This is a genomic window from Mycobacteriales bacterium (genome assembly GCA_035995165.1).
Lineage (GTDB): Bacteria > Actinomycetota > Actinomycetes > Mycobacteriales > CADCTP01 > CADCTP01.
Window position 1 is genome coordinate 1 of the sequence record DASYKU010000027.1, and the last position, 24620, is coordinate 24620.

The following is a 24620-nucleotide window of genomic DNA, read 5'->3' on the forward strand; positions in this document are numbered from 1 at the left end:
GAACGCAGACCCGGCGGCCGAAGTACGGGCTGATCCTTTGGCTGGGTATCCGCCGCCGGGGGCGAGTCCCGCGGAGGTCGCAGCGTGGTGGAACAAGGTGCCCGCGGAGCTCCGGCCCCAGCTCATCCAGCAACATCCGGAGCTGATCGGCAACCGCGACGGCATCCCGGTGACGGCCCGCGACCAGGCCAACCGGATCCTGATCGGTCGCCAGCGTGAGGCTCTGGTGGCAGAACGGACCAGGCTGGAAGGCCAGCTCCTCGACGACCACAGCCCTGGCGGTCAATCCCTGAACCCGGCGATCCGGAGCCAGATCGACCGGATCAACGGGAAGATCAGCGGGATCGACGCCATCAACGCCCGACTCGACTCGCAACCGACAGTCTCCAGGGATGCGGACGGATTCTTCCTGCTCGGCGTCGACCCGTCCAGCGAAGGCCGCTTCATCGTTGCCAGAGGCAACCCGGATACCGCGAAGAACGTCGCCACCTTCGTACCCGGCTCACTGACCGACCTCAGCCAGGCCGACGGCCTGCTGAACCAGGGCGACGCCCTCCACCGCGCGGCAGTCCGGGCCGGCTCACCACAGATAGCCGACGGACCGAGCACCTCCGTGATCACCTGGCTCGACTACGACTCCCCCGACTCGATCCCAGGCGCCATCTGGCCGGGCAAGGCCGAGGACGGTGCCGCGCGGCTCGTCTCGTTCCAGGAAGGTTTGCGGACGACCCACGCACCCGGGCCGCCGGCGCACACCACCGTGGTCGGCCACAGCTACGGCTCGACGGTCGCCGGTTTCGCCGCGTCCCAGGGCCGGACCTTGGCGGCCGACGAGATCATCGGCGCCGGGAGCCCCGGCTTCGGGGTCGACACCGCGGACCAGCTCAGTGTCGGCAAGGAGCACGTCTGGGTGGTCGAGTCACCCCACGACCCGATCGCCGACACCAGCGTGTTCGGTGCCGATCCATCGGAGAACGGCTTCGGCGCACGCGTCTACAACTCAGAGCCTGGCCCACCCGTGGGCTCGGCAATTCCTTCCACGAGCGGCTACTCGCCCTACTCCCCCGGCAACAAGCTGCCGCAGTACGACTACACCGTCGCCGCCCACGACAGCTACCTCCGTGAACCGCCCGGCGGCAACGCCGGGCTGGACACGATGGGCCAGATCATCGCCGGGAACAACCCACCACCCCGCTGACAGACGCCAACGTCCGAAGAACCGAGGGCTACAACCCGCCGTTCTTCGGACGCAACAAGCTGGGTAAAGGCGAGCCTCAGGCCGGTGACACGATGTCCGGGGCGCCGAGGCGAACCTTGTCGGCGGACTCGTCGTCGGGCTGGTCCTGGGAGTCGCGTTCGGACTGGACCCGCTGCTGGTAGAAGGAGACCTCACGTTCGATCGTCGCCTCGTCCCAGCCGAGAACCGGTGCCATCAACCGCGCGGCCGCTTCCGCTGCCTCGACCCCACGGTCCCAGGCCTCGATCGAGATCCTGGTACGCCGGGCCAGTACGTCGTCCAGGTGCCGAGCACCTTCGTTCGTGGCGCCGTACACGATCTCGGCCTTCAGGTAGTCCTGCGTGCCGGGCAGTTGCTCGCCGAGCGACGGGTCCTTCTCGACCAGCTCAAGCACCTCGTCGACCAACGCGCCGTAGCGGTTGAGCAGGTGCTCGATCCTCGCGACGTGCAGCCCCGAGCGCTGCGCGATGAGGTGCCGCTGGTTCCACAGCGCGTGGTACCCGTCGGCGCCGACCAGTGGCGTGTTCTTGGTGACCGACTTCGGCACCCGCCCGTCCAGAGCGTTCGCGGCCGCGTCGACGGCGTCCTTGGCCATCACCCGGTACGTCGTGTACTTGCCGCCGGCGATCACGACCAGCCCCGGGGCCGCGTGCCCGACCATGTGCTCGCGGGACAGCTTCGAGGTCGACTCGGACTCGCCGGACAGCAGCGGCCGCAGTCCCGCGTACACACCCTCGACGTCCTCGGTGGTCAGCGGGGTGTTCAGCACCGAGTTGACGTGCTGGAGGATGTAGTCGATGTCGGCCGCGGTCGCCGCCGGGTGCGCCTTGTCCAGGTCCCAGTCGGTGTCGGTGGTGCCGATGATCCAGTGCCGGCCCCACGGGATGACGAACAGGACGCTCTTCTCCGTACGGAGGATCAGCGCCGCGTCGGAGTGGATCCGGTCCTTGGGCACGACCAGGTGCACGCCCTTGGACGCGCGGACGTGGAACTGGCCGCGGGCGGCCACCAGGGCCTGGGTCTCGTCGGTCCAGACGCCGGTCGCGTTGATGACCTGGCGGGCCCTGACCTGGATCGAGCGGTCGCTCTCCAGGTCCCGGACCAGCGCGCCGGTGACCCGCTCGCCCTCGCGCAGGAAGCCGACGACGCGGGAGCGGGTCGCGATCTGCGCGCCGAAGTGGGCCGCGGTCCGGGCGATGTTCATCGTGTGCCGGGCGTCGTCGACCTGGCCGTCGTAGTACTGCACGGCGCCGATGAGCGCGTCCTTGCGCAGCGACGGCGCGATCTTCAGCGCGCCCCGCCGGGTGAGGTGCTTGTGGTGCGGCAGCCGGCCGCGCACCCCGGCCGGTGACGCCAGCGCCATCGCGTCGTAGATCAGGATCCCGGACCCCACGTACGGCCGCTCCCAGACCCGGTGCTGCAGCGGGTAGAGGAACGGCAGGGCCCGGGCGAGGTGGGGCGCGAGCTCACCGATGATGAGCCCGCGCTCCCGCAACGCCTCGTGCACCAGCCCGAAGTCGAGCATCTCGAGGTAGCGCAGACCGCCGTGCAGCAGCTTGCTGGACCGGCTGGACGTACCGCTGGCCAGGTCACGACCGTCGACCAGGCCCACCCGCAGGCCGCGGGTGGCGGCGTCCAGCGCGGAGCCGGCGCCCACCACGCCGCCCCCGATGACCAGCACGTCCAGTTCGGTCTCCGCCATCCGGTCCAGTGCCTCGGCACGGGCCCGGGGTGACAGCGCTACGGCGGTTCCCACAGTGGTTCCTCCTAGCAGGACGGCAGGTCAGTCGACCTCCACCCAGTCCAGTGTGCGCTGCACGGCCTTCTGCCATCCCGCGTACCCGGCCTGGCGCTGCTCATCCGACCACGCCGGCTGCCAGTTCTTGTCCTCGTTCCAGTTCTCGCGCAGCTCGTCGGTGTTGTTCCAGAAGCCCACCGCGAGCCCGGCCGCGTACGCCGCGCCGAGCGCCGTGGTCTCGGCCACCACCGGCTTGCTCACCGTGACGCCGAGGACGTCGGCCTGGATCTGCATGCACAGGTTGTTGGCGGTGATGCCGCCGTCGACCTTGAGCGTGTCCAGGGTGACCCCGGAGTCCTTGGCCATCGCGTCCACGACGTCCTTGCTCTGGTAGCAGATCGCTTCCAGGGTGGCGCGGGCGATGTGGGCGCTGGTGTTGAACCGGGACAGCCCGACGATCGCGCCGCGCGCGTCCGAGCGCCAGTACGGCGCGAACAGGCCGGAGAACGCCGGCACGAAGTAGACCCCGCCGTTGTCCTCGACCCCGCGGGCCAGCGTCTCGGACTCCTCCGCGCCGCGGATGATGCCGAGCTGGTCGCGCAGCCACTGCACGGCCGAGCCGGTGACCGCGATGGAGCCCTCCAGCGCGTACACGACCGGCTCGTCGCCGAACTTGTAGCAGACCGTCGACAGCAGGCCGCTCTTGGACCGGACCAGCTCGGTGCCGGTGTTCAGCAGCATGAAGTTGCCGGTGCCGTAGGTGTTCTTGGCCTCGCCGGGGGCGAAGCAGACCTGGCCCACGGTGGCCGCCTGCTGGTCGCCGAGGTCCCCGGTGAGCAGGATCTCGCCGCCGAGCGGGCCGGTGGCGCGGGTCGTGCCGTACCCGTTGGGGTCGGAGGACGGGCGGATCTCCGGCAGCATCGAGCGCGGGATGGTGAAGAACCCGAGCAGCTCGTCGTCCCAGTCGAGCGTCTCGAGGTTCATCAGCATCGTGCGGGAGGCGTTGGTGACGTCGGTGATGTGCACGCCGCCGTCGGTGCCGCCGGTGAGGTTCCACAGCAGCCAGGCGTCGGTGTTGCCGAAGACCGCGTCGCCGCGCTCGGCCGCCTCCCGGACCCCGTCGACGTTCTCCAGGATCCACTGCACCTTGCCGCCGGAGAAGTACGTCGCCGGCGGCAGGCCGGCCTTCTGCCGGATCGTGTCGCCCTTGCCGTCCCGCTCCAGCGCGGAGGCGATCCGGTCCGTGCGGGTGTCCTGCCAGACGATCGCATTGTAATACGGTCGGCCGGTCTTGCGGTCCCACACCACCGCGGTCTCGCGCTGGTTGGTGATGCCGACCGCGGCCAGGTCCGACGCGCTCAGGTTGGCCTTGTTCAGCGCGGTCTTGATGACCGTCTCGGTACGCGACCAGATCTCGGTCGGGTTGTGCTCGACCCAGCCGGCCTGCGGCAGGATCTGCTCGTGCTCGAGCTGGTGGATGCCCTTCACGTTGCCCGAGTGGTCGAAGATCATGAAGCGGGTGCTGGTGGTGCCCTGATCGACGGCGCCCACGAACTCAGCCATCAGAGGTTCCTCTCGGTGGTGCGGACTGCTCGATCACAGCGTCTCGTTGTCGGTGGGAATCCGGCCGGCCTCCGGCTCGGCGTCGGAGCCCTCGGCCGGCATGAACCGCCCGACCAGGGACTGGTAGAGACCGGCGCCGATGAGGCCGCCGATGATCGGGCCGACGATCGGCACCCAGAAGTAGAAGTTGCCGTACTGATCCCGCCACGCTGTCTCGTAGCCGGTCAGCCAGGACGCCAGCCGCGGGCCGAAGTCGCGGGCCGGGTTGATCGCGTAGCCGGCGTCCGTGCCCCAGGCCATGCCGATGGCGACCACGAGCAGGCCGATGAGCAGCGGCGCCATGTTGGCCAGCGGCGGGGTGGCCCGCACGTTGGTGATCGCCAGGATGAGGAACAGCAGGATCGCGGTGCCGATGATCTGGTCGCGCAGCGCGCCCCACTCGCTCACCGGCAGCACGCCGTTGCCGGGCAGGGTCGAGAACACGCCCTGGGTCTTGATCGTGTTGCCGGGGTCGGCCGCCGCCAGGACCTCGGTGTAGTTCCAGCGGACGAGCAGCGCGGCGATGAACGCCCCGAGGGTCTGGGCCCCGATGTAGGGCAGGACCTTGCGCCAGGAGAACCCCGCGAAGACCGCCAGCGCGATCGTCACCGCCGGGTTGATGTGCGCACCGCTGATCCGTCCCGCTACATACACCCCGAGGGTCACGCCCAGGCCCCAGGCCCAGGAGATGCTGTCGTGGTCACCGATACCACCGGCGACCACCTGGGCGACGACCCCGGTCCCGAACAGGATCAGGATCATCGTGCCGGCGAACTCGGCGGCCAACTCGCCGACCGGGCCGAGCCTCGACACTTGCGGCATGCGTCCTCCCACGATTCGGTGCGTCGGTGTGAGCCTGCTCACCGACTTGACCATGACCGTAGGGCGCCCGACATAGGGCGGCAACAATCTTCGGTCGGCATTTCGAACACCGTCCGGTGATCCACCGGCGGAGGTGTCAAAACCGATCCAGCGGATTCGCCAGCGGGCGGCAATCGGAGCCGGTCCGGGACGAGGCGGACAATCCCGGCCCGTCCCGCCGGGCCCCGAACGGCTACCTGGCGGGGGGCTCCGGGAGCTGTCCGGTGTGGACGACGTCGTCCGCGATCTCCCGCAGCTTGCGGTTCGTCCGCTGGCTGACCGTCCTGAGCAGATCGAAGGCCTCGTCCTGCCCGACCCGCCGGATCGCCATCAGGATGCCGATCGCCATGCCGATCGCCCGGTTGCTCGCGACGGCCTGTTCCAGCCCGGAGATCTGCTCCCGCTCCCGGGCCCGGGCGAAGGCCAGCGCCGCGTGCGCGGCCAGGATCGAGCCGACCCCGACGGCGTCGTCGTCGAAGGCGTCCCGCTCCCGCGAGTAGAGGTTGAGCGCGCCGAAGGTGTCCCCGTCGGCGAACAGCCGGTACGCCAGCACGCTGCGCACGCCGGTCCGCTCCACGGCCGGCCGGGAGAACTTGGGCCAGCGGGTCTCCTCGGCGAGGTCACCGGTACGGAACGTGTCGCGCTCGACGATCGCGGACAGGCAGGGGCCCTCGCCGGTCTCGTACTGGACCTTGTCGACCTCGCCGGAGACCTCGTCGGTGGCGGCCGGCGTCTCGGGCTTGCCCCGGCGCAGCACGGTGATCCCGGCGTGGTGACAGCCGGGCACGATCAGCCTGGCGATCTCGACCATCCGCTGCAGCGTCGCCTCGACGGTCGGCGCGGACGCCATGGCCCGGGCGACGGCCGCGAACTGGACGGCCAGCGCGCGGCTCTCCAGCGGGCGGGGCGCGGTGTCCTGGGGGTTGGCGGCATCGAGGCTGCGGACCGCCACCCCGTCCAGGCTGACGCCGTCGATGGCGGTGATCTGGGCGGTCAGCTGCAGGCCGTCGATCCCGCTGCCGTCGGCCGGGCGGGCCGACCGCAGGTTGACGCGGTCGGCGGCGTCGTCGACCGGCTGCGGCAGAGTCACATCCGAGGACATACGGCAGTCTTTCCCGTCCGGTCCGGCGTCCCGGCAGGGCTCGTGGGCGTGAACCGGCCCGGGACCGCTCGAAGATATCGCCGTGTCAAATCGAGCCAACACCCAGGACGGTACGGCACCGGGTCCGGCCGCTGCGACCGATCGCGCGGCCGGTCAGGCGCGCCGGGTGGCCGGGGCGGGCGCGGCCCGGGCCAGCAGCTCCCGCATCCGCGCGGGCAGCTCGCGGGCGCAGTGCACCGGCGCACCGAAGGGGATCCGGACGTCCTGACCCCGCGACCGCAGCACCAGACCGTGCCGGTCCAGGGCGACCGGGATCGCGCCGTCCCGCAGCTCCGCCGGCAGCAGGGCGGCCAGCCGGCGCAGCTCGGCCGGATGGCCGGAGACCAGGTGGCCCAGCAGCGCGGCCTCCGTACCGGCCAGCGGATCGGGCCGGGCGGCGGCATAGTCCGGCGGCCGGAGGACCGCGACCGCGCCGATGTCGTCGGGGTCGGTCCCCGTCCCGGCGACGTGCACCTCGACCACGTCGACGTAGAGCACGGTCCGGCCCCGGCCGATGTCCAGCAGCGCGCCGGCACCGTCCCGGTCGGCGGCGGCCAGGGCGAGCTCGCGGCGCAGCTGCGGCAGCGGCTCGTGCACCCAGCCGATCAGCCGGACCCGGCCGCGGACCCGGTCGGCGACCGGCACCGGGCAGAAGTCGGCCGCGTCGACGAGGACCGGCAGGTCGCCGGTGGCGCCGCGGACGGCCGTCACCACCGGGTTGTCCTCGGCGAGCACGAGCACCACGGACCCGTCCGGGTCGGTGCCGTGCAGGTCCACCTCGGCGCAGGCGCCGGGCGTCCGCACCCGCAGGTACGGCGAGAGCCGCACGGTCGTCCGGGCCCGCTCGGCTGGGGTCGGGTTCGGCACTCTTCGTCCACCTCCACTTAGGTAAGGCAAGCCTAAGTTAACGGAGTGGGCGCGGAAGAACCAGCCCTACCCGTGTTCCTGGTCGTCCCGCCGGTCAGCCGGCACTGGGTCTCAGGGTCGTCCCGCCGGTCAGCCGGCACCGGGTCTCAGGCTGCGAGCACAGCTGCCACGGCGGCGGCCGCGCGGGCCCCGATCGGCACGCAGGCCCGGACGGCCGAGCCGCAGCCCACCGAGAACAAGCCGGGCCGGTGCTCGGTGATCCGGGGCAGCTTGTCCCGCCAGTCGACGCCCCAGAGCACCTGCTCGGTGCCGGCCCGGCGCAGGAACGGGAACCGGTCGGCGACCCCGGCGTCGAGCAGCGCGGCCAGGTGGTCGACCGGGCCGGACAGGTCCTCGTCGGCGACCAGGTCCTCCTGGCCCAGCACCAGCCGCAGCCGGTCCTCGATCGGCTTGACGAACACGTACGCGTACCCGTCGCCGATCGGCGCGACCAGGTGCGGCAGCCGGGCCCGGTCCCCGTCCACCGGCAGGTCGAGCACGAACAGCTGCCGCTTCTCCCGCCCGTACGGCACGTCGACCAGGTCCGCGTTGCCGATGCCGAGCGCGAGCACGACGACCCGGGCCTCCAGCACGCCGCGGTCCCCGACCACCCGGTGACCGCCGTCGACCGGCTCGATCCCGGTGACCCGGCCGAGGTCGGCGCCGGTCACCCCGGCCTGCGCGGCCAGCCCGGCCAGGTCGGCGACCAGGTCGCCGGCGGCCAGGTTGAGCGCGGGCACCAGCACGCCCTCGTCCAGGAAGAGGTAAGGCTGCTCGCGGTAGCGGATCCGGGCCCCGGCCGCGACCCGGAGCCGGACGAAGTCCGCCGTCGCCTTGATCATCGCGGTCTTCTCGGCGTCGTTGCGGTGCCAGCAGACCGCGCCGCCGGAGTTCCGGTACGTGGCCGTGCCGCCGTCGCCGGTCACCAGCGTGACGCCGCCGACGCCGGCCTGGCTCAGCCCGTACGCCGTGGCCGCACCGATCGGCCCGCACCCGACGACGGCGACCGTGCTCCTCAACGCGCCTCCCGCTCCGGGGGACGGTACGGCTCCGGCAGGGGAATCTCACCGGTGCGGCGAAAGGTGTCGATCAGGTCGTGCGCGGGAGTACGGCGCCGATCCAGCAGCTGCCGCAGCGGTTCCAGCACTCCCCCGCCGAGGGTACCGGCAAGCGCCCGATCGGCCGCGTCCAGAACGTGACCGGCTGCCGTCCGGGTGTCCGGATCGTCGAAGCCGTGCCGGGCCGCCCGCTCGTGCGCGCCCGGGTCGGGCCGGTCGGCCCGGGCGCCGATCGTGTCGTCCAGGGCGAGCCCGGCGACCAGCGCGAGCAGCGGCCCGTACAGGTCCGGGGTGGGCGGGGCGTCGAAGGCCTTGAACTCGATCCGGCCGATCTCGGCCGGGATCCGGGCCGCGACGCCGACCGGCGGCCGTGCGGCCGGCAGGAACGCGCGCGCGGACGGCCGCGCCGGCGCCCGGATCAGCGTCCGGGTCGAGAGCGCCACCACCTCGCCGGCGGCGAAAGGAGAGGAGAAGGAGAACGGGACCAGCGCCGGGGACAGCGCGGTGAGCTTGCGCCCGACGTCCAGGACCTTGTCCGGGTCCCAGTCCGGGTGCGAGAGGTTGACGTCCGGCCCGTACCCGACCATGTACGCCTCGGGCGCCGCGTACTCCGGCTTCCGCGCGTGCATCGCGGTCTCCCAGCCGTTGTACGGCGGGTCCGGCCGGTAGTCCCGCCAGGGGTTGCGGCCCACGCTGGCCAGCCGGAAGCCGTCCACGGCCGCGGCCCGGGCCAGCTCGGCGGTCTGCCCGGCCAGCTGGGCCACGGTCGCGGCGATCGTGGGCCGGACCGGGGTCCGGGTCTCCAGTCCCTTGGGTACGCAGGCCAGGAACGCGCCGTCCTCGTCGAAGCGCTCGTCGCCCTCGACGTACCAGCGGGTGAGCTTGACCGCGAGGTCGCCGCGGGTGAGGTCGGGGTCGCCGTGGTCGGGCAGCCGGTCCACGATCCGCTGCGCCTCGGCGTAGCTCAGGCTGCTGAAGTCGCAGAACCCGCGCTCGCGGTGCACCAGCGCGAACTCCGCCTCGATGCCGAACCGCAGCCGTGCCGGGTCGCCCGCCATCCCACCTCCGTCCAGGTAAGGCATACCTGACTGCACGGGTGCAGGCGGGACAAGCCCCTACGCGGGTACCAGCACGGGTCCGGCCGCGGCGGTGCGGAGCGCCCGCTCCAGCAGCAGCCGGTCGCCGAGCCGGCGTCGCAGCAGCCGCTCCAGCCCGCCGATCGGGTAGAGGTTCTGCGGCGCCCGCGGGTCCTTGTGCTCGACCGAGGCGTACCGCGGCAGCACGGCCTGGGACAGCGCGGCCAGCTCCAGCACGTCCTCCAGCGGCAGGTCCGGGCACTCGATCCGGACCACCCCGGCCCAGGGCGCACCCGGCCGGCAGGGCAGCCGCAGGTACCAGGAGCAGCGCGGCCAGTCCGAGCCGAGCCGGAAGACCGGGGTCCGCTCGGCCGGGCCGAGCTCGCCGACCAGCGCGTGCAGCCCCGGGTCGAGGTAGCGGGACCGGTGCGTCTTGACCATGCCCAGCACCCGGGCCAGCTGGCCGCGCCGGGACAGCGGCCCGTCCAGCACGAGCAGGTCGTCCGGCTCGGTCCGGGCCAGCAGCGCGCACTCGGCCTCGGTGTCGGCCATCGCCCCCTGCAGCGCGTTGGACAGCCGCAGGTCGTCGTCCGCGTCCGCCTTCTGGGCCTCGTACGTGGCCAGCCTCATCCGCAGGTCCGGTACGCCCTTGGCCGGGGTGAACAGCCCGCGCTTGACCCGGATCAGGTCGGCCCGGGCCTCGCCCCGCCGGCAGCTGACCACCCCGGCCGCGTACGAGGCGGCCAGGCCGGCGACCGCACCGCCGTCGGACTCGAACCACATGTGCGCGTCGACCCGGCGGACGCCGTCGACGAAGTGGATCGCGTCCGGGCCTTGGAGCGAGCGCGCCGGGATCGGACGCCACCGCGGCGGGGGCACCTCCAGCGCGGGGTCGGTGCCGGTCTCGGAGCTGCCGAGCGGCTCCTGGTCCGGGCTCGTCCCGTACGCCGGGTCCCACGCGTCGACCCAGAACCTCATACGTCCTGCCGTTCCACGCTGGAGCCGGCCGCGGTCCGGGTGACCGCGAACCGGACCGGGACCCGCTCGGCCAGCGCGCCGACGTGGGTGACCACGCCGACCATCCGGTCGCCGCCGGCGGTGAGACTCTCCAGAGTGGACGCGACGACGTCCAGAGTGGACTCGTCCAGGGTGCCGAAGCCCTCGTCCAGCACGATCGTGTCCAGCCGCGCGGTGCCGCCGACGGCCAGCCCGGCCAGCTGGGCCGAGAGCGCCAGCGCGAGCGCCAGGCTGGCCTGGAACGTCTCCCCGCCGGAGAGGGTCCGTACCGGCCGGCGGCTGTCCGCGTCGGCGTGGTCGACGACCTCGAAGTCCTTGCCGTCGTGGGTCAGCTCGAACTGGCCGCCGGACAGCTCCAGCAGGGTCGCGCTGGCATCCGCGACCAGCACGTCCAGGGCCGAGGTCAGCAGCCAGCGCTCGAAGCCGTCGGCCCGCAGCAGCTGCCCGAGGAGCTTGGCCACGGCCGCGTCCTCCTCGGCGGCCCGGACGGTCTCGCGCAGCGCGCCGGCCTCGGCCCGGCGCTCGGCGATCCGGGCCGCCGTCCCCCGGGCCCGCCCCTCGGCCGCGACCACGGCCGGCTCCGCCGCCTCGGCCAGCGGCCGGCGCGGGTCGATCTCGACGCCGTGTCCCGTCAGCTCCGCCCGCAGCGCCGCCTCCCGGTCGGCCAGCGTGGCCGCGATCGCCGCCCGGCCCTGACCCGCCGCGACGACCTGGGCGTCCCGCTGCTCGGCCGCGGCCAGCGCCCAGTCGGCCAGCGCGAGCCAGTCGGCGGCCAGGTCGGCCCGCTCCGGCGGTGGCGCGCCCAGGGCGACGAGCGGGTCGCGGGCGGCGTCCAGCCCGGCCCGGGCGGCGGCCAGCCTGGCCCCGGCGTCCCGGTCGGCGGCGGCCGCGGCCTCCCGGGCCCGGCGGGCGTCCCGGACCGCGCGGTCGGCGGCCCGGGCCTCCTGCTCGGCCTTCTCCAGCTCGGCCAGGGCCGCGCCGACCCGGGCCGCGTCCGGCCGGCCGGCCAGCCGCGACCGCAGCTGCTCGGCCCGGGCGGCGAGCTGGTCGGCCCGGCCGCCGGCAGTGTGGGCGGCCCGGCTGGCCGCCTGCCAGCCCTTCTGCAGGCGGGCCACCTCGGCGTCGGCGGCCGCGACGGCCCGGTCGGCCGCGGGCAGGTCGGGGGCCGGGTGCTCGATCGGCAGCATCGCCAGCGGCTGGTCGCAGACCGGGCAGGGCTCGCCCGCGACCAGATGCGGACGCAACGCGGCGGCCAGGTTGGCGGTCCGCAGCCGCTCCCGCTGCTCTCCGGCCGCCGTGACGGCCTCCCGGGCGGCGGCGCCGTCCCGCTCCACCGCCTGCACCCTCGCGTCGGCCGCGGCCCGCTCGGACAGCGCGGCCGGCAGCGCGGCGGTCACCTCGGCCAGCTCGGCCCAGGCGTCCCGGGCCTGCTCCAGCGCGGCCCGGTCGCCGGCGTCGTCGCGAGCGTCGCGGGCGGCGGTGTCCACCTTCTCCGCGCCGGCCAGCGCGTCGTCGGCCAGGGCCAGCGCGGCGGCCGCGGTCCGGCCCCGCTCGGCCAGCTCCTCCAGTCCGGGCGGCACCCGCAGCGCCGCCAGCAGGGTCCGCTCCCCGGTCAGCCGGCGGACCTCGGTGTCGGCGGCGGACAGCGCCCGGGCGGCCTCGGCCAGCTCCGGCACGGTCGCCGCGACGGTCGCGGCCAGCGCCCGCAGCGCGTCGGCCCGCCCGGCCGCGGCGGTCTCGGCCGCCTCGGTCGCGTCCGCATACCCGGCCAGGTGGCCGGCGGCGAACTCGGCCTGCTGGCGCCGGGTCGCCGCCTCGGCCCGGGCCCGCTCCGCGATCTCCCGGTAGATCCGGATGCCGAGCAGGTCGACCAGGGTGTCCTGGCGCTCCTTCGCGGTGGAGTGCAGGAACCGGGCGAAGTCCCCCTGGGGCAGGATCACGCAGCGGACGAAGTGGTCGTAGGAGAGCCCGAGCAGCCGTTCCACCGCGGCGCTGACCTCGCCGTCGGCCGCGATCACCTCGCCGCCCCGCTCCAGCCGGGCGTTCTTCACGGTGACCTTGCCCTGGGCCGAGCGGCGCAGCTCCCGGGCCGCGGTGTAGCGCTCGGAGCCGACGTCGAAGACCAGCTTGACCACACCGCGGGTCGCGGTCGGGGCCAGCGCCCAGCCGACCGCCCGCCGGTCCTCCCAGCGCGGCACCGAGCCGTACAGGGCGAAGATGATCGCGTCGACCACGGTCGACTTGCCGGCCCCGGTCGGGCCGACGAGCGCGAACCAGTCGGCGTCGCGGAAGTCCACAGTGGACGGTGTCCGGAACGAGCCGAACCCGTCGAGGTCCAGCTGGACCGGCCTCACGCTGTCTCTCCCGCGACGAGGGCGTCGTGCAGCCGGGCGAAGAGGGCCTCGACCCGGGGGTCGGCGACGTCCCGGTCGCGCAGGTAGTCGTGCAGCAGCTCGCCCGGGGCCCGGTCGGTCCGGGGCCGGGCCGGGGTGTGCCCGGCCGGCTCGGCCCGCTCGACGTGCACCTCCAGCGCGCCCGGCAGCAGCTCCTGGACCTCCTCGCGCAGCCCCGCCCGGGCCGGCTCGGCCACCACGACCTTCAGCAGATCAGCCGCATCGACCTCCAGCCGGGCCAACTCGGCCAGCGTCCCGCGGACCGTGCGCAGCCGCCGGGCCGAGGTGATCGGCACGTCCGTCACGCGGGCCGGCACCCCCGGCGCGGCCTCCACCAGCAGCACCACCGGCGAGCTGTCGACCTCGCCGAAGTCCACCCGCAGCGGCGATCCGCTGTAGTGCACCGGGCACGGCGCCGGGACGGACTGGCGGCGGTGCAGGTGCCCGAGCGCGACGTAGTGCGCCTCGGCCGGGAACGCCGCCGCCGGCACGTGGTACTCGAAGATCGACTGCGCCTGCCGCTCGCCGCCGCCCATCGCGGCCCCGGTGACCGTCAGGTGGGTGAGCACGACATTCACCGCGGCCGGGTCGAAGCCGGTGGCCAGCGCGGCGATGATGCCGCGGACCCAGGCGTCGTAGCCGGCCGAGTTCTCGGCCGGGGTGTGCTGGAGCAGCTCGGCCGCGCGCACCGCGTACCGCTGGGAGAGGAAGGGCAGCGCTGCGATCCGGACCGGCGAGCCGTCGGAGCGGGCGTCGAAGGCGATCACCCCGCCGTCCGCGGGCCGCCGGACCCGGCCGACCAGGGTGATGCCGGCCGCCCCGGCCAGCGGCCGGTACGCGTCCAGGGTCGGCGCGTGGTCGTGGTTGCCGGCGATCGCGATCACCTGCGCGCCGGTGTCCCGCAGCGCCAGCAGCGTCCGGATCACCAGCTGCTGGGCCTCCGCGCCCGGGGTCGCGGTCTCGTACAGGTCGCCGGCCACCAGCACCGCGTCGACCTGCTCAACTGCGGCGATGCGGACGATCTCGGCCAGCACCTCACGCTGCTCGGGCAGCCGGTCGTGCCCCTTGAGGGTCTTGCCGACGTGCCAGTCGGAGGTGTGCAGGAAGCGCACTGTCCCCTCCTCCCGGGCCGGCCGACCGCGACACCGTACGTCCGCGGACGGCCCGGACCGGACCGTCCACGCCGGTAGGCCCCAGATCCGCCCACGGGCGGCCGGGGCCGGGCGCGGTGGGGCGGGCGGCCGGCGCGGGACCGGATCACCCGTGCCGACCTCACCGCTGCCCACCGAGCTGCGCGCGAACGGCCGGGTCAACGCCTGGATCGAGATCGACCGCGGGAACGGTCGGGACGCCGCGAAGGACGCCGGCTGACCCTCAGAACGGCGGCGGGTCGTCGTCGGGCGGCAGCAGGTCGAACGGATCGTCCACAGTGGACGGCAGGGCGACCGGGGGGCCGCCGCGCTCGCTCTGCCGGGTGGCCCAGGCCGGGAACGGGAACTCCACCGCCAGCGGCACCGGGATGCCCGGCTGCGACACGAACATCGCGCCCGGCGTGGCCAGCGTGGCCCGGACCCGCTGCGAGGCCGGCAGGAAGCCGTACTCGGGGCGGCCGGCCTCGGCCGGGTCGAGCCGGCCGACGACCTTGACCGCGCTGTTGGCGATGACGCGGCGCTCCACCTCGGACGCCGTCTGCTGGGCCCCGATGAGGATGATGCCGAGCGACCGGCCGCGCTCGGCGATGTCCAGCACCAGCTCCTTGATCGGGCTGGATCCCTCCCGCGGCGCGTACTTGTTCAGCTCGTCGATCATCGTGAACAGCAGCCCGCCCGGGCCGGCCGACTCCTTGCGCTCGGTCTCGGCCCGCAGCACCACGCCGACCACGAACCGCTGGCCCCGGTCCGGCAGCGCGTGCAGGTCCACGACCGTGACCTGCTGGCCCTCGGTCGAGATCGAGTGCTGGGAGGTCATCGGCAGGTCGGCCCGCACCAGCGGCCGGATCGCCTTGAGCGAGGACCGCAGCCGCCGGACGAACGCGTTGACGGTGCCGGTGCCGACCGCGGGACCGGCCCACTCGTACCGGCTGTCGTCGTCGCTGACCTTGGCGATCACGAAGTCGACCAGCTGGTCGTACGTGCGCAGCAGCGTCCCGTCGACGCTCCAGGCGCCGTCGTTGCCGGCCGGCGCGCCGAGCATGCGCAGCCGGGTGGCGACCTGGTGCACGACCATCGTGTACTGGTTGCGCTCGTCCTCGACGTCGGCGAAGACGTACTGCAGCAGCTCCTGGGTGCAGAACTCGGCGATCGTCCACCAGAACGCGCCCACCCCGTCGGTCCGCCCGGTGACGTTCGGGCGGCCGGTGACGTCGCCGGGCCGGGGCGGGGCGAAGAACGCGACCGACCGGAACGGCTCGGCCGGCAGCTCCAGCCGCTCGTACTGCTTGCGGGCCGTGCTGCCGACCACGCCGTCGTCGAGCCGGGTGTTCGGCGCGTCCAGGAACAGCAGGTCCTCGCCCTTGACCGAGAACACCAGCGCCTTGGCGTTGGTGGCCCGGTTGCCCAGCACGCCCGAGCGGAACAGCGAGTGCAGCAGGAACAGCGCGAAGCTGGTCTTGGTCGCGACGCCGGAGATGCCGCTGATCGAGACGTGCGCGCCGCGGGAGCCGTCGAGGAAGTCGAGGTCGAGGTAGACCGGCAGGCCGTCGCGGCCGAGGCCGACCGGGACCTTGCGCTCCATCCGGTCGAAGCACAGCGCCCGGTCCCGCGCCTCGTCCACGGCCCGGTAGACCGCGGCGCCCGGGCGCGGCGGCACCCAGACCTCGGGCTCGGTCCGGGTGGTCGCGATCTCGGCGGTCTCCTGCACCTGGGCCGGCAGCACGCCGTCGGAGATGAGGAACACGTCCGAGGCGAACTGCGCCCCCTCGTGCCGCGCGGTCACCTCGGTGACCACACCGGCCACCGTCACCGAACCCGCGCCCGGCACCTCCCGCGAGGTCACGACCACGTCGTCGAGCTGCAGGTACGCCTCGGGCCGGACCGCCACCCGGAACACCAGCGGGGTGGCGTCCTCGGTGCCGGCGACGCGGCCCACCGAATCGTCGATCTCCGCCGCGTCCACCCCCTCGTTCGACCGGGACCGGCATACGGTACGGGGTTCCGCGGGCCCCGGGTGACACCCACGCCGGGCCGCGGTCCGGTCAAGGCGGCGGCACTGATTACTCTCAGTACGTAGCATGTGCACGGTCGGTACTGAACGCGGGGACGGTTCCGGCTCGCTGGTACACGCGGTGGCCAAGCTCGGCCGCTCGCTCGGGCTGACCGTCGTCGCCGAGGGGGTGGAGACGCCCGAGCAGCTGGCCCTGGTCCGCGACGCCCGCTGCGACGCGGTGCAGGGTTTCCTGGTCTCCCGGCCGCTGCCGGAGGCCGACGCCCGGCTGTTCCTGGAGTGGGCCGCCAGCAGCGACGAGATCGCCATCCGGATGGCCCCGGTCGGCTGAGCGCTACCAGCTGCCGCGCGAGTCCGGCACCCGGGAGATCAGCAGCATCGAGGCCAGCAGGATGACCGCGAACGCGACGAACACCCAGGCCTGGGTCAGCCCCGGGTCGGCGCTGCGGGCCAGGATCGCCGAGGTCACCGAGATCGCGGTGATGCCGCCGGTCTGCCGGAACATCCCGCGCAGGCCCGCGATGGCCGCCGCGTCCTGCGGGGCCAGCGACATCGAGGCGTTGTTGGACGCGGGGGTGGCAGTGCCCATGCCGACGCCGGTCACCGCGGCCGCGACCGCCAGCCACACGTACGGCGAGAGGTGCCAGGGCTCGGCCGCCAGCGCCAGCATGCCGAGCACGACCAGCCCGAACCCGAGCAGCATCGGCCGCCGGTAGCCGGTGCGCCGGATGAGCAGCACGGCCAGCGCCGCGGTGCCGATCATGCCGACGGCCCGGGCCGAGAGCAGCGTGCCGGCGGCGAGGCTGCCGATGCCGAAGCGCTGCTCGGCGTAGAGCGGGACGAGCGCACCGAAGCCGAGGGCGGCGCAGCCGTAGAGGAAGTTCAGCCCGTTCATGACGCCGAAGCCGCGGCCGGTGAGCAGCCGGGCCGGGATGAACGGGTCCGGCGAGCGCCGCGAGTGCCGGACGAACAGCACCAGCGAGGCGACCGCGACCAGCTCCGGGAGCAGGAACGCGGGGGCGAGCACCGAGCCCGACCCGCCGCCGAGGTAGGCGATGCCGAACATCGCCGGCAGCAGCGTCGTACCGACCAGCAGGATGCCGAGCAGGTCCACCCGGCCCTGCTCGGTCCGCTCGCCGCGCGGGATCAGCAGCGCCGCGGCCACGACGAGCACCACGCCGATCGGCACGTTGACCAGGAAGATGCCCCGCCAGGACCAGTACGTCAGCACGACGCCGCCGAGCACCGGCCCGAGGATGCCGCCGATCGGGAAGACGCTGGCGAACAGGCCGAGCGCGCGGTCCCGGTCCCGGCCGAACTGCGCGGACACGATCCCGGTCGCCGAGGGCATCAGCGCGCCGCCGCCGATGGCCTGCACGGCCCGCAGCGCGACCAGCAGGTAGATGTCGTCGGCCAGCCCGCAGGCCAGCGAGGCGACGGTGAACAGCACGGCGGCGCCGATGAAGATCCGGCGCCGGCCGAACTGGTCGCCCAGCCGGCCGGCCAGCGGCATCACCAGGATCTGGCCGAGCGCGTAGATCGTGATCGTCCAGCTGCTCCAGTTGACCTCGGCGTGCAGGTCGGACTGCAGGGTCGGCAGCGCGGTGGCGACGATCGTCTGGTCGAGCGAGGCCATCAGCAGGCCCAGTGAGACGATCGCGAAGATCGTCCAGCGGCGCGGCAGCGGGTCGTTCCCGGCCGGAGCGGCCCGGTCCGGCTCGGTTACCTGGACGACGGCCACTCCGGTGACAGTACTCTGCTTGCCGGCAAGCAACTAAATGATCTGCGTCGCTGTGGGCTCGGGGAGGATGGCGGTATGGACGAGGAGGGCGCGATCCGGCTGCGCCGGGTCATCTCGAAGCTGGCCCGGCAGCTCAACGCGTCCTCGACCGGGGAGGGGCTTACCCCGACCCAGGCCTCCGTGCTCGGGCTGGTGGTCGGGCGGGGCTCGGTCAGCATCTCCGAGCTGACCGAGCTGGAGGGGCTCAACCCGACCATGACCTCGCGGGTGGTCGGCATCCTCGACACGATGGGCCTGATCAGCCGGGTGCCGGATCCCAGCGACCTGCGCAGCGCCACCGTCTCGCCGACCGGGGCCGGGCGGCGCAGCGACGAGCGGGTCAAGGCCGGCCGGGCCGCGGTCGTCTCGGCCGCGGTCAGCCGGCTGCCGGCCACCCAGCAGAAGGCCGTCCTCGCCGCCCTGCCGGCTCTGGAGGCCCTGCGCGACGAGCTCGCCCGCGGACCCCGCTAGTCCTGCGGGTGCACCAGGCCGGCGCGGGTGGCGACGGTGTACGGACCGCTGGGGTGCAAGACGTCGAGCAGGAAGTCGGCCTCCTCGATCCGGGACTGCCGCGGCCAGCGCTCCGCCATCGCCTCGTGCACCGCGTCGCCGGTCTGCGGGTAGTCCGCGACCGGATGCCGCCAGTGGCAGGCGACCACGAACCCGTCCGGGGCCAGGTCGGCCGCCGTGTAGTCCAGCAGCGCGGACAGGTCGTCGGTGTCGAGGTAGTAGCCGACCTCGGACAGCACCACCAGGTCGTACGTCCCGGCGGGCCAGTCGCCGGGGACGGTCCCCTGCCGGAAGTCCACGCCGGGGGCCCGGGTCCGGGCCGCGGCCAGGGCCTTGGCGCTGGGGTCGATCGCCACCAGCCGGTCGCAGCGCTCCGCCAGCCCGGCGGTGAGCACGCCGATCGAGCAGCCGACCTCCAGCGCGTCGCCGAAGCGGGCCTCGGGCAGCACGGCCAGGGTCAGCGCGTGCTTGCGCCGCTCGTACCAGCGGGTGGCGAAGCCCCAGGGGTCCTCGAACTCGTCGTACAGCCGGTCGAAGTAGTCCGGCGGCAGGCTCATGCCGGCGGAACCTACCCTCAGGGGATGAGCCGGGGGCGCAGGGCGTGGTTGCTGGTCGGCGGCGCGCTGGCGCTGGCCGGCTGCGGTTCGCCCGCCGCCACACCGGTCGCGGCGCCGACCACGCAGGCCGTCCCGACCATGGTGCCGACCGCGGCGGCGCCGTCCACGACCCGGCAACCGGTCACCACCACCCCGGCGCCGGTGGACACCGGGGCGAGCCCGGCGCCGGGCTGGCTCGGCACCCGGGTGCTGGCGGTCGGCCCGGCCGGCTACCCGGCGGCCCGGCCGACCCCACCCGAGCTGCTCGACCGCCGGATCGTCACCACCGACGTGCTGCCGCCGCCCGCGGACGGGGCCTTCCACTCGACCGTCACCCCGGTGCCCGACAGCGTGGTCCGGCGCTCGACCTGGACGGCCGGCTGCCCGGTCACCCTGGCCGAGCTCCGGTACGTCACGGTCACCTTCCGCGGCTTCGACGGCCGGCCGCACACCGGCGAGCTGCTCCTGCACCGGGACATCGCCGACGCGGCGGTCACCGTGTTCTCCCGGCTGTTCGCGGCCGGCTTCCCGATGGAGCGGATGGTGGTGACCAGCCCGGCCGAGGTGGCCGCGAAGCCCACCGGGGACGGCAACACCACCGCCGCGTTCGTCTGCCGGGCCACCCGCGGGACGACGACCTGGTCCGCGCACGCGTTCGGCCGGGCGATCGACGTGAACCCGTTCCAGAACCCGTACCTGAGCGGGACGCGGGTGATCCCGGAGCTGGCCACCGCGTACCTGGACCGGGGGCGGGTGCTGCCGGGGGTGATCACCGCGACCGGGCCGGTGGTGGCGGCGTTCCGGGCCGTCGGCTGGACCTGGGGCGGGTCCTGGACCTCGCCGACGGACTACATGCACTTCTCCTCCACCGGCCACTGAGCGTCCGTACCGCACATTCGGTCGTTTTCCGCGCAACGGCCCGCGGACGCGGTGCTAACGTCACCCCGTGCCGACGTACCGGATCAGCGAGGTCGCCTCGCTGCTCGGCGTCAGTGACGACACCGTGCGTCGCTGGGCCGACTCAGGACGGCTGCCGACGCTCAAGGAGCCCGGCGCCCGGCTGGCCGTGGACGGCGCCGTGCTGGCCGACTTCCTGGTCCGCAAGGGCGCCGAGCCGCCGCCGGTGCCGGTCGCCGAGAGCCTCGTCGTGGCCGAGTCGGCCCGCAACCGCTTCCGGGGCATCGTGACCCGGGTGACCCGGGACAAGGTCATGGCTCAGGTGGAGCTGCAGGCCGGTGCGTTCCGGGTGGTGTCCCTGATGAGCCGCGAGGCCGCCGACGACCTGGGCCTGGAGCCCGGAGTCGTGGCCATCGCGGCCGTGAAGTCGACCAATGTCGTGGTGGAGGTTCCGCAGCGGTGAAGCGTCTACTCGGGACGGCGGCCGCAGTCGCCGCCCTCGCACTCGTCGCCGGCTGCGGCGACAACGCCAGTGACAGCGCGTCCGGATCCGGATCCGCCGCGCCGTCCGCCTCGTCCTCCGGCAGCGTCGTCACCGGCACGATCACCGTCTTCGCGGCGGCGTCGCTGACCGAGTCGTTCGGCACGGTGGGCAAGCAGTTCGAGGCGGCCCACCCGGGCACCACGGTGAAGTTCAACTTCGGCGCCAGCTCCGCGCTGGCCCAGAGCATCATCCAGGGCGCCCCCGCGGACGTGTTCGCCTCGGCCAGCGCCAAGAACATGACGCAGATCGGCGACGAGGCGACCGGCTCCACGACGTTCGCCAACAACGTCATGGAGATCGCGGTCCCGCCGGACAACCCCGGCAAGGTCACCCAGGTCTCGGACCTGACCAAGGCCGGCCTCAAGGTCGCGCTCTGCCAGGCCCAGGTGCCCTGCGGCGCGACCGCCAAGCAGGTCTTCGACAAGCAGAAGCTGACCGTCAAGCCGGTGACCGAGGGCGCGGACGTCAAGTCGGTGCTGACCGCGGTGCAGCTGGGTGAGGTCGACGCGGGCGTGGTCTACAAGACCGACGTGCAGGCCGCCGGCGCCAAGGTCAAGGGCATCGAGATCCCGGACGCGCAGAACGCCTCGACCTCGTACCCGATCGCCTCGCTGAAGGCCGCACCGAACTCGGCCGGTGCCGCGGCCTTCGTCGACTACGTGCTGTCCGCCGACGGCGAGAAGGTGCTGGCGGACGCCGGCTTCGCCGGTCCGTGACGGTCTCCACCACCGAACGGCTGCGGCCGCGGCGGCGCTCCGGCGCCCCGTGGCCGCTCGCCGTACCGGCGGTCGTCGCGATCCTGTTCCTGGTCCTGCCGCTGGTCGGGCTGCTGGTCCGGGCGCCGTGGAGGACGATGCCCGCACTGCTGTCCGACTCGACGGTCGGCGAGGCGCTGAAGCTGTCGCTGATCACCGCGACGGCGGCGACCGCGGTCTCGATCGTCATCGGGGTGCCGCTGGCCTGGGTGCTGGCCCGGGTCACGTTCCCGGGGCGGTCGCTGCTGCGGGCGCTGGTCACGCTGCCGCTGGTGCTGCCGCCGGTGGTCGGCGGCGTCGCGCTGTTCCTGGCCCTGGGCCGGCGCGGGCTGCTCGGGCAGTACCTGGACCGCTGGTTCGGCATCACGATCCCGTTCACCTCGTACGCGGTGGTGATCGCGGAGGCGTTCGTGGCGATGCCGTTCCTCATCGTCACCGTGGAGGGTGCGCTGCGGGCGGCCGACCCGCGGTTCGAGGAGGCCTCGGCGACGCTGGGCGCGAGCCGGTGGACCACGTTCCGGCGGGTGACGCTGCCGATGATCGGGCCGTCCGTGCTGGCCGGGTCGGTGCTGTGCTGGGCCCGCGCGCTGGGTGAGTTCGGCGCGACGATCACCTTCGCGGGCAACTTCCCGGGCCGGACCCAGACCATGCCGATCGCGGTCTACCTGGCGCTGGAGACCGACCCGGACGCGGCCATCGCGCTGTCCCTGGTCCTGCTGGTGGTCTCGGTGATCATCCTGGTCTCGCTGCGGGAGCGGGTGCTGCGGGTGGGGACCGGCACGTGAGCCTGGACGCGCACCTCGTGGTCCGGCGGGGGACGTTCACCGTGGACGTCGCGTTCGCGGTCGCCGACGGCGAGGTGCTCGGCCTGCTCGGGCCGAACGGGGCCGGCAAGACGACCGCGCTGCGCGCGCTGGCCGGGCTGGAGCCGCTCACCGACGGCCACGTCACCCTGGACGGCGAGGACCTGGGCCGCCGGGCGCCGGAGGACCGCAACGTCGGCGTGGTGTTCCAGGACTACCTGCTCTTCCCGCACCTGACCGCGCTGGACAACGTCGCGTACGGGCTGCGCGCCGGCGGGATGCGCAGGGCCGCCGCCCGGACGGAGGCGGCCGGCTGGCTGGAGCAGGTGGGCCTGGCCGACCACGCCGGGCACCGGCCCCGGCAGCTGTCCGGCGGGCAGGCCCAGCGGGTGGCGCTGGCCCGGGCGCTGGCGTACCGGCCCCGGCTGCTGCTGCTGGACGAGCCGCTGGCCGCGCTGGACGCGGGCACCCGGCTGACCCTGCGCACCGACCTGCGCCGGCACCTCACCTCGTACGGGGGGCCGGCCGTGGTCGTCACCCACGACGCGGTCGAGGCGATGGTGCTCACCGACCACCTGATCGTGCTGGAGGGCGGCCGGATCGTCCAGAGTGGACGGCCGGCCGAGGTGGCCCGGCGGCCGCGGACCGACTACGTGGCCCGGCTGCTCGGGCTCAACCTCTACCGCGGCACGGCTCGGGGCGACCGGGTCGAGCTCGACGGCGGCGGCGGCGAGCTGGTGCTCGCCGACCGGACCACCGGCGAGGTGCACGTGGCGCTGCGGCCGTCCGCGGTCGTGCTGCACCGGACGTACCCCGAACGGTCCAGCCCGCGCAACGTCTGGGCCGGGCGGGTCTCCGGGGTGGAGGCGGTCGGCGACCGGGTCCGGGTCGCGGTCACCGGAAAGCCGGACGTGCTGGCCGACGTGACCACCGACGCGGTGGCCGAGCTCGACCTCACCGCGGGCGCCGAGATCTGGGTCTCGGCGAAGGCGACCGAGCTGAACGTCTATCCGGTGTAGACACTCGTTCGCCTGACGCTCAGCCGCAGTTGGGGCCACGGTCGGCTGCTTCACCTGTGATGAGCGGCGATGAGCCTTCCAGTGATCGGGCACCGCGGCGCCGCCGGCTACCGCCCGGAGCACACGCTCGCCTCGTACGAGCTGGCGGTCCGGCTCGGCGTGGACGTGATCGAGCCCGACCTGGTGATCACCAGGGACGGCGTGCTGGTGGCCCGGCACGAGCCGGAGATCTCCGGGACCACGGACGTGGCCCGGCGGCCCGAGTTCGCGGACCGGCGCACCACCCGGCCCGTGGACGGGGTGCCGGTCACCGGCTGGTTCGTCGACGACCTCACGCTGGCCGAGCTGCGGACGCTGCGGGCGGTCGAGCGGATCCCGCAGCTGCGCCCGCACAACGCGCTCTACGACGGCCGGCACCAGGTCCCCACCTTCGAGGAGATCATCGAGCTGGCCGAGCGGGCCACCCGGCAGCAGGGCCGGCGGATCGGGATCGCGCCGGAGACCAAGCACCCGACGTACTTCCGGGAGCGCGGGCTGCCGCTGGAGCCGGCCCTGGTCAAGGCGCTGACCGGTGCCGGGCTCGACCGGCCCGGCGCCGGGATCCACGTGCAGTCCTTCGAGGTCTCCAACCTGGTCGAGCTGCGCTCCCAGCTGCAGGTCGGGCTGATCCAGCTGACCGCGGCCACCGGGGCGCCGTACGACCTGGTCGCGGCGGGTGACCCGCGGACGTACGCGGACCTGGTCCGGCCGGCCGGGCTGCGCCAGATCGCCCGGTACGCCGGGGTGCTCGGGCCGGACAAGACCCAGATCGTGCCCCGGGACCCGGCCGGCGGGTCGCTGCCGGCCACCCGGCTGGTCCGGCAGGCGCACGCGGCCGGGCTGGCGGTCATGCCGTACACGTTCCGGAACGAGAACGCGTTCCTGCCGCTGGAGCTGCGCTGCGGGAGCGAGCCCGGCGCGTACGGGGACGCGTTCAGCGAGTACGCCCGGTTCTTCCGGCTGGGGGTGGACGGGCTGTTCAGCGACAACGGGGACACCGCGTGCGAGGCGCGGGACGCGTACGAGCGGGAGGTGGGCGCCCGCCGCCGGGTCGGCTGAGCGGGCCCGCGGCCGGGCCGCCGCCGGTAAAGTCCTCGCGGTGAGGACCAGGGTGCGGGCCGGGCTGCTGTCCGCGCTGCTCGCCGCCCTGGTCGGCGTCGGCTGCGCCTGGGCCACGCCGTACTCGTCGGTGGCGGCGGGGGCGGCGGCCGGCCCGGCCGCGACCGGCTCGGCCCTGCCGCCGGGGATCAGCCCGGTCGCGATCGCGCCCCGGCCCGAACCCCGCGCCTCCGAACCTCTGGCCGCCCCGCCACCGACGCCGGCCCGGAGCCTGGCCGGGACCGCCCCGGCCGCCGCGGCCGGCCGGTCCGCCGCCCTCTCCCCCGCCGCGGTCCCGGCCGCCGGCGGCCGCTCCCCACCCACCGCCCGCTAGCGACGCGCCCGCCGCCCCCGACCCGGGGCGGAGATCACGCGCGTCCCGGTCCGG

23 protein-coding genes are annotated in these 24620 nt (G+C 74.1%); 10 read left to right on the plus strand and 13 right to left on the minus strand.

Annotation, left to right across the window (positions count from 1 at the left end):
- Positions 1-1198 (plus strand): alpha/beta hydrolase (locus VGP36_04765; protein HEV7654039.1); only part of this gene is annotated, 1198 nt, incomplete at its 5' end.
- 76 nt (positions 1199-1274) lie between these two features.
- Here the strand turns inward: VGP36_04765 and VGP36_04770 are convergent.
- The 11 genes from VGP36_04770 to VGP36_04820 form a co-directional block, all read right to left on the minus strand.
- A complete protein-coding gene (locus tag VGP36_04770; protein HEV7654040.1) occupies positions 1275-2939 on the minus strand; it encodes a glycerol-3-phosphate dehydrogenase/oxidase in 1665 nt (554 codons plus the stop codon).
- An 81-nt stretch (positions 2940-3020) separates the two neighbouring features.
- A complete protein-coding gene (gene glpK / locus VGP36_04775) occupies positions 3021-4538 on the minus strand; it encodes a glycerol kinase GlpK (GenBank protein HEV7654041.1) in 1518 nt (505 codons plus the stop codon).
- A gap of 33 nt (positions 4539-4571) precedes the next feature.
- Entirely contained in the window at positions 4572-5399 is an 828-nt protein-coding gene (locus tag VGP36_04780; protein ID HEV7654042.1) for an MIP/aquaporin family protein, read from the minus strand.
- Positions 5400-5631: 232 nt separating this feature from the next.
- Positions 5632-6528: a GAF and ANTAR domain-containing protein gene (locus tag VGP36_04785; protein ID HEV7654043.1), complete on the minus strand. Its 897-nt coding sequence runs from the start codon at positions 6526-6528 to the stop codon at positions 5632-5634.
- Between the two features lie 165 nt (positions 6529-6693).
- Positions 6694-7446: a DUF2470 domain-containing protein gene (locus VGP36_04790; GenBank protein HEV7654044.1), complete on the minus strand. Its 753-nt coding sequence runs from the start codon at positions 7444-7446 to the stop codon at positions 6694-6696.
- Positions 7447-7592: 146 nt separating this feature from the next.
- Positions 7593-8504: an FAD-binding oxidoreductase gene (locus tag VGP36_04795; GenBank protein HEV7654045.1), complete on the minus strand. Its 912-nt coding sequence runs from the start codon at positions 8502-8504 to the stop codon at positions 7593-7595.
- The gene (locus VGP36_04800; GenBank protein HEV7654046.1) at positions 8501-9601 is read right to left on the minus strand and encodes a glutamate-cysteine ligase family protein; all 1101 of its coding nucleotides are present in this window, start codon (positions 9599-9601) and stop codon (positions 8501-8503) included. Before VGP36_04800 ends, VGP36_04795 begins: the two co-directional genes overlap by 4 nt.
- Before the next feature lie 57 nt (positions 9602-9658).
- Positions 9659-10597 carry a DNA double-strand break repair nuclease NurA gene (locus tag VGP36_04805; GenBank protein ID HEV7654047.1) on the minus strand — a complete coding sequence of 313 codons (939 nt, stop codon included), beginning with the start codon at positions 10595-10597 and terminating at the stop codon, positions 9659-9661.
- Entirely contained in the window at positions 10594-12990 is a 2397-nt protein-coding gene (locus tag VGP36_04810; protein ID HEV7654048.1) for an SMC family ATPase, read from the minus strand. Before VGP36_04810 ends, VGP36_04805 begins: the two co-directional genes overlap by 4 nt.
- Complete coding sequence (gene sbcD, locus VGP36_04815; protein HEV7654049.1) at positions 12987-14141, minus strand: exonuclease subunit SbcD; 1155 nt, start codon at positions 14139-14141, stop codon at positions 12987-12989. The genes VGP36_04810 and sbcD overlap by 4 nt, the downstream gene beginning before the upstream one ends.
- A 262-nt stretch (positions 14142-14403) precedes the next feature.
- On the minus strand, positions 14404-16143 hold the full coding sequence (locus tag VGP36_04820) for an ATP-binding protein (GenBank protein ID HEV7654050.1): 1740 nt from the start codon (positions 16141-16143) through the stop codon (positions 14404-14406).
- Positions 16144-16258: 115 nt separating this feature from the next.
- Here VGP36_04820 and VGP36_04825 point away from each other — a divergent pair, with 115 nt between their 5' ends.
- Positions 16259-16522 (plus strand): EAL domain-containing protein, encoded by a 264-nt coding sequence (locus tag VGP36_04825; GenBank protein ID HEV7654051.1) that lies wholly within the window; start codon positions 16259-16261, stop codon positions 16520-16522.
- Between the two features lie 3 nt (positions 16523-16525).
- Here the strand turns inward: VGP36_04825 and VGP36_04830 are convergent, their stop codons facing one another.
- Positions 16526-17932: an MFS transporter gene (locus VGP36_04830; GenBank protein ID HEV7654052.1), complete on the minus strand. Its 1407-nt coding sequence runs from the start codon at positions 17930-17932 to the stop codon at positions 16526-16528.
- 75 nt (positions 17933-18007) lie between these two features.
- On the opposite strand from VGP36_04830, the gene VGP36_04835 reads away from it, so the two are divergent.
- Positions 18008-18442 carry a MarR family winged helix-turn-helix transcriptional regulator gene (locus VGP36_04835; protein HEV7654053.1) on the plus strand — a complete coding sequence of 145 codons (435 nt, stop codon included), beginning with the start codon at positions 18008-18010 and terminating at the stop codon, positions 18440-18442.
- Here the strand turns inward: VGP36_04835 and VGP36_04840 are convergent.
- Positions 18439-19038: a class I SAM-dependent methyltransferase gene (locus VGP36_04840; GenBank protein HEV7654054.1), complete on the minus strand. Its 600-nt coding sequence runs from the start codon at positions 19036-19038 to the stop codon at positions 18439-18441. The two genes, VGP36_04835 and VGP36_04840, sit on opposite strands and share 4 nt — an antisense overlap.
- A 24-nt stretch (positions 19039-19062) precedes the next feature.
- Between VGP36_04840 and VGP36_04845 the strand changes: the two genes are divergently transcribed.
- The 7 genes from VGP36_04845 to VGP36_04875 all read left to right on the plus strand — a co-directional run bounded on the left by VGP36_04845 (position 19063) and on the right by VGP36_04875 (position 24566).
- The gene (locus VGP36_04845; GenBank protein HEV7654055.1) at positions 19063-19956 is read left to right on the plus strand and encodes a M15 family metallopeptidase; all 894 of its coding nucleotides are present in this window, start codon (positions 19063-19065) and stop codon (positions 19954-19956) included.
- A gap of 67 nt (positions 19957-20023) precedes the next feature.
- On the plus strand, positions 20024-20437 hold the full coding sequence (locus VGP36_04850) for a TOBE domain-containing protein (GenBank protein ID HEV7654056.1): 414 nt from the start codon (positions 20024-20026) through the stop codon (positions 20435-20437).
- Positions 20434-21234 carry a molybdate ABC transporter substrate-binding protein gene (gene modA / locus VGP36_04855; protein ID HEV7654057.1) on the plus strand — a complete coding sequence of 267 codons (801 nt, stop codon included), beginning with the start codon at positions 20434-20436 and terminating at the stop codon, positions 21232-21234. Before VGP36_04850 ends, modA begins: the two co-directional genes overlap by 4 nt.
- The gene (locus VGP36_04860) at positions 21231-22058 is read left to right on the plus strand and encodes an ABC transporter permease (protein ID HEV7654058.1); all 828 of its coding nucleotides are present in this window, start codon (positions 21231-21233) and stop codon (positions 22056-22058) included. Before modA ends, VGP36_04860 begins: the two co-directional genes overlap by 4 nt.
- A complete protein-coding gene (locus VGP36_04865; GenBank protein ID HEV7654059.1) occupies positions 22055-23095 on the plus strand; it encodes an ABC transporter ATP-binding protein in 1041 nt (346 codons plus the stop codon). Before VGP36_04860 ends, VGP36_04865 begins: the two co-directional genes overlap by 4 nt.
- A gap of 69 nt (positions 23096-23164) precedes the next feature.
- Positions 23165-24193, plus strand: coding sequence for a glycerophosphodiester phosphodiesterase (locus VGP36_04870; protein HEV7654060.1), 1029 nt, complete (start codon positions 23165-23167; stop codon positions 24191-24193).
- Between the two features lie 40 nt (positions 24194-24233).
- Positions 24234-24566, plus strand: a complete 333-nt coding sequence (locus VGP36_04875; protein HEV7654061.1) for a hypothetical protein — start codon at positions 24234-24236, stop codon at positions 24564-24566.
- Positions 24567-24620: the final 54 nt, after the last annotated feature.

What these genes read in the sequence shown, in the direction of transcription:
- VGP36_04840 (HEV7654054.1), bottom strand. Translation starts at nt 19,038, where the DNA reads ATGAGCCTGCCGCCGGACTACTTCGACCGGCTGTACGACGAGTTCGAG.
- VGP36_04770 (HEV7654040.1), bottom strand. Translation starts at nt 2,939, where the DNA reads ATGGCGGAGACCGAACTGGACGTGCTGGTCATCGGGGGCGGCGTGGTG.
- VGP36_04800 (HEV7654046.1), bottom strand. Translation starts at nt 9,601, where the DNA reads ATGGCGGGCGACCCGGCACGGCTGCGGTTCGGCATCGAGGCGGAGTTC.
- VGP36_04805 (HEV7654047.1), bottom strand. Translation starts at nt 10,597, where the DNA reads ATGAGGTTCTGGGTCGACGCGTGGGACCCGGCGTACGGGACGAGCCCG.
- VGP36_04780 (HEV7654042.1), bottom strand. Translation starts at nt 5,399, where the DNA reads ATGCCGCAAGTGTCGAGGCTCGGCCCGGTCGGCGAGTTGGCCGCCGAG.
- glpK (HEV7654041.1), bottom strand. Translation starts at nt 4,538, where the DNA reads ATGGCTGAGTTCGTGGGCGCCGTCGATCAGGGCACCACCAGCACCCGC.
- VGP36_04835 (HEV7654053.1), top strand. Translation starts at nt 18,008, where the DNA reads ATGGACGAGGAGGGCGCGATCCGGCTGCGCCGGGTCATCTCGAAGCTG.
- VGP36_04845 (HEV7654055.1), top strand. Translation starts at nt 19,063, where the DNA reads ATGAGCCGGGGGCGCAGGGCGTGGTTGCTGGTCGGCGGCGCGCTGGCG.
- VGP36_04870 (HEV7654060.1), top strand. Translation starts at nt 23,165, where the DNA reads ATGAGCCTTCCAGTGATCGGGCACCGCGGCGCCGCCGGCTACCGCCCG.
- VGP36_04825 (HEV7654051.1), top strand. Translation starts at nt 16,259, where the DNA reads ATGTGCACGGTCGGTACTGAACGCGGGGACGGTTCCGGCTCGCTGGTA.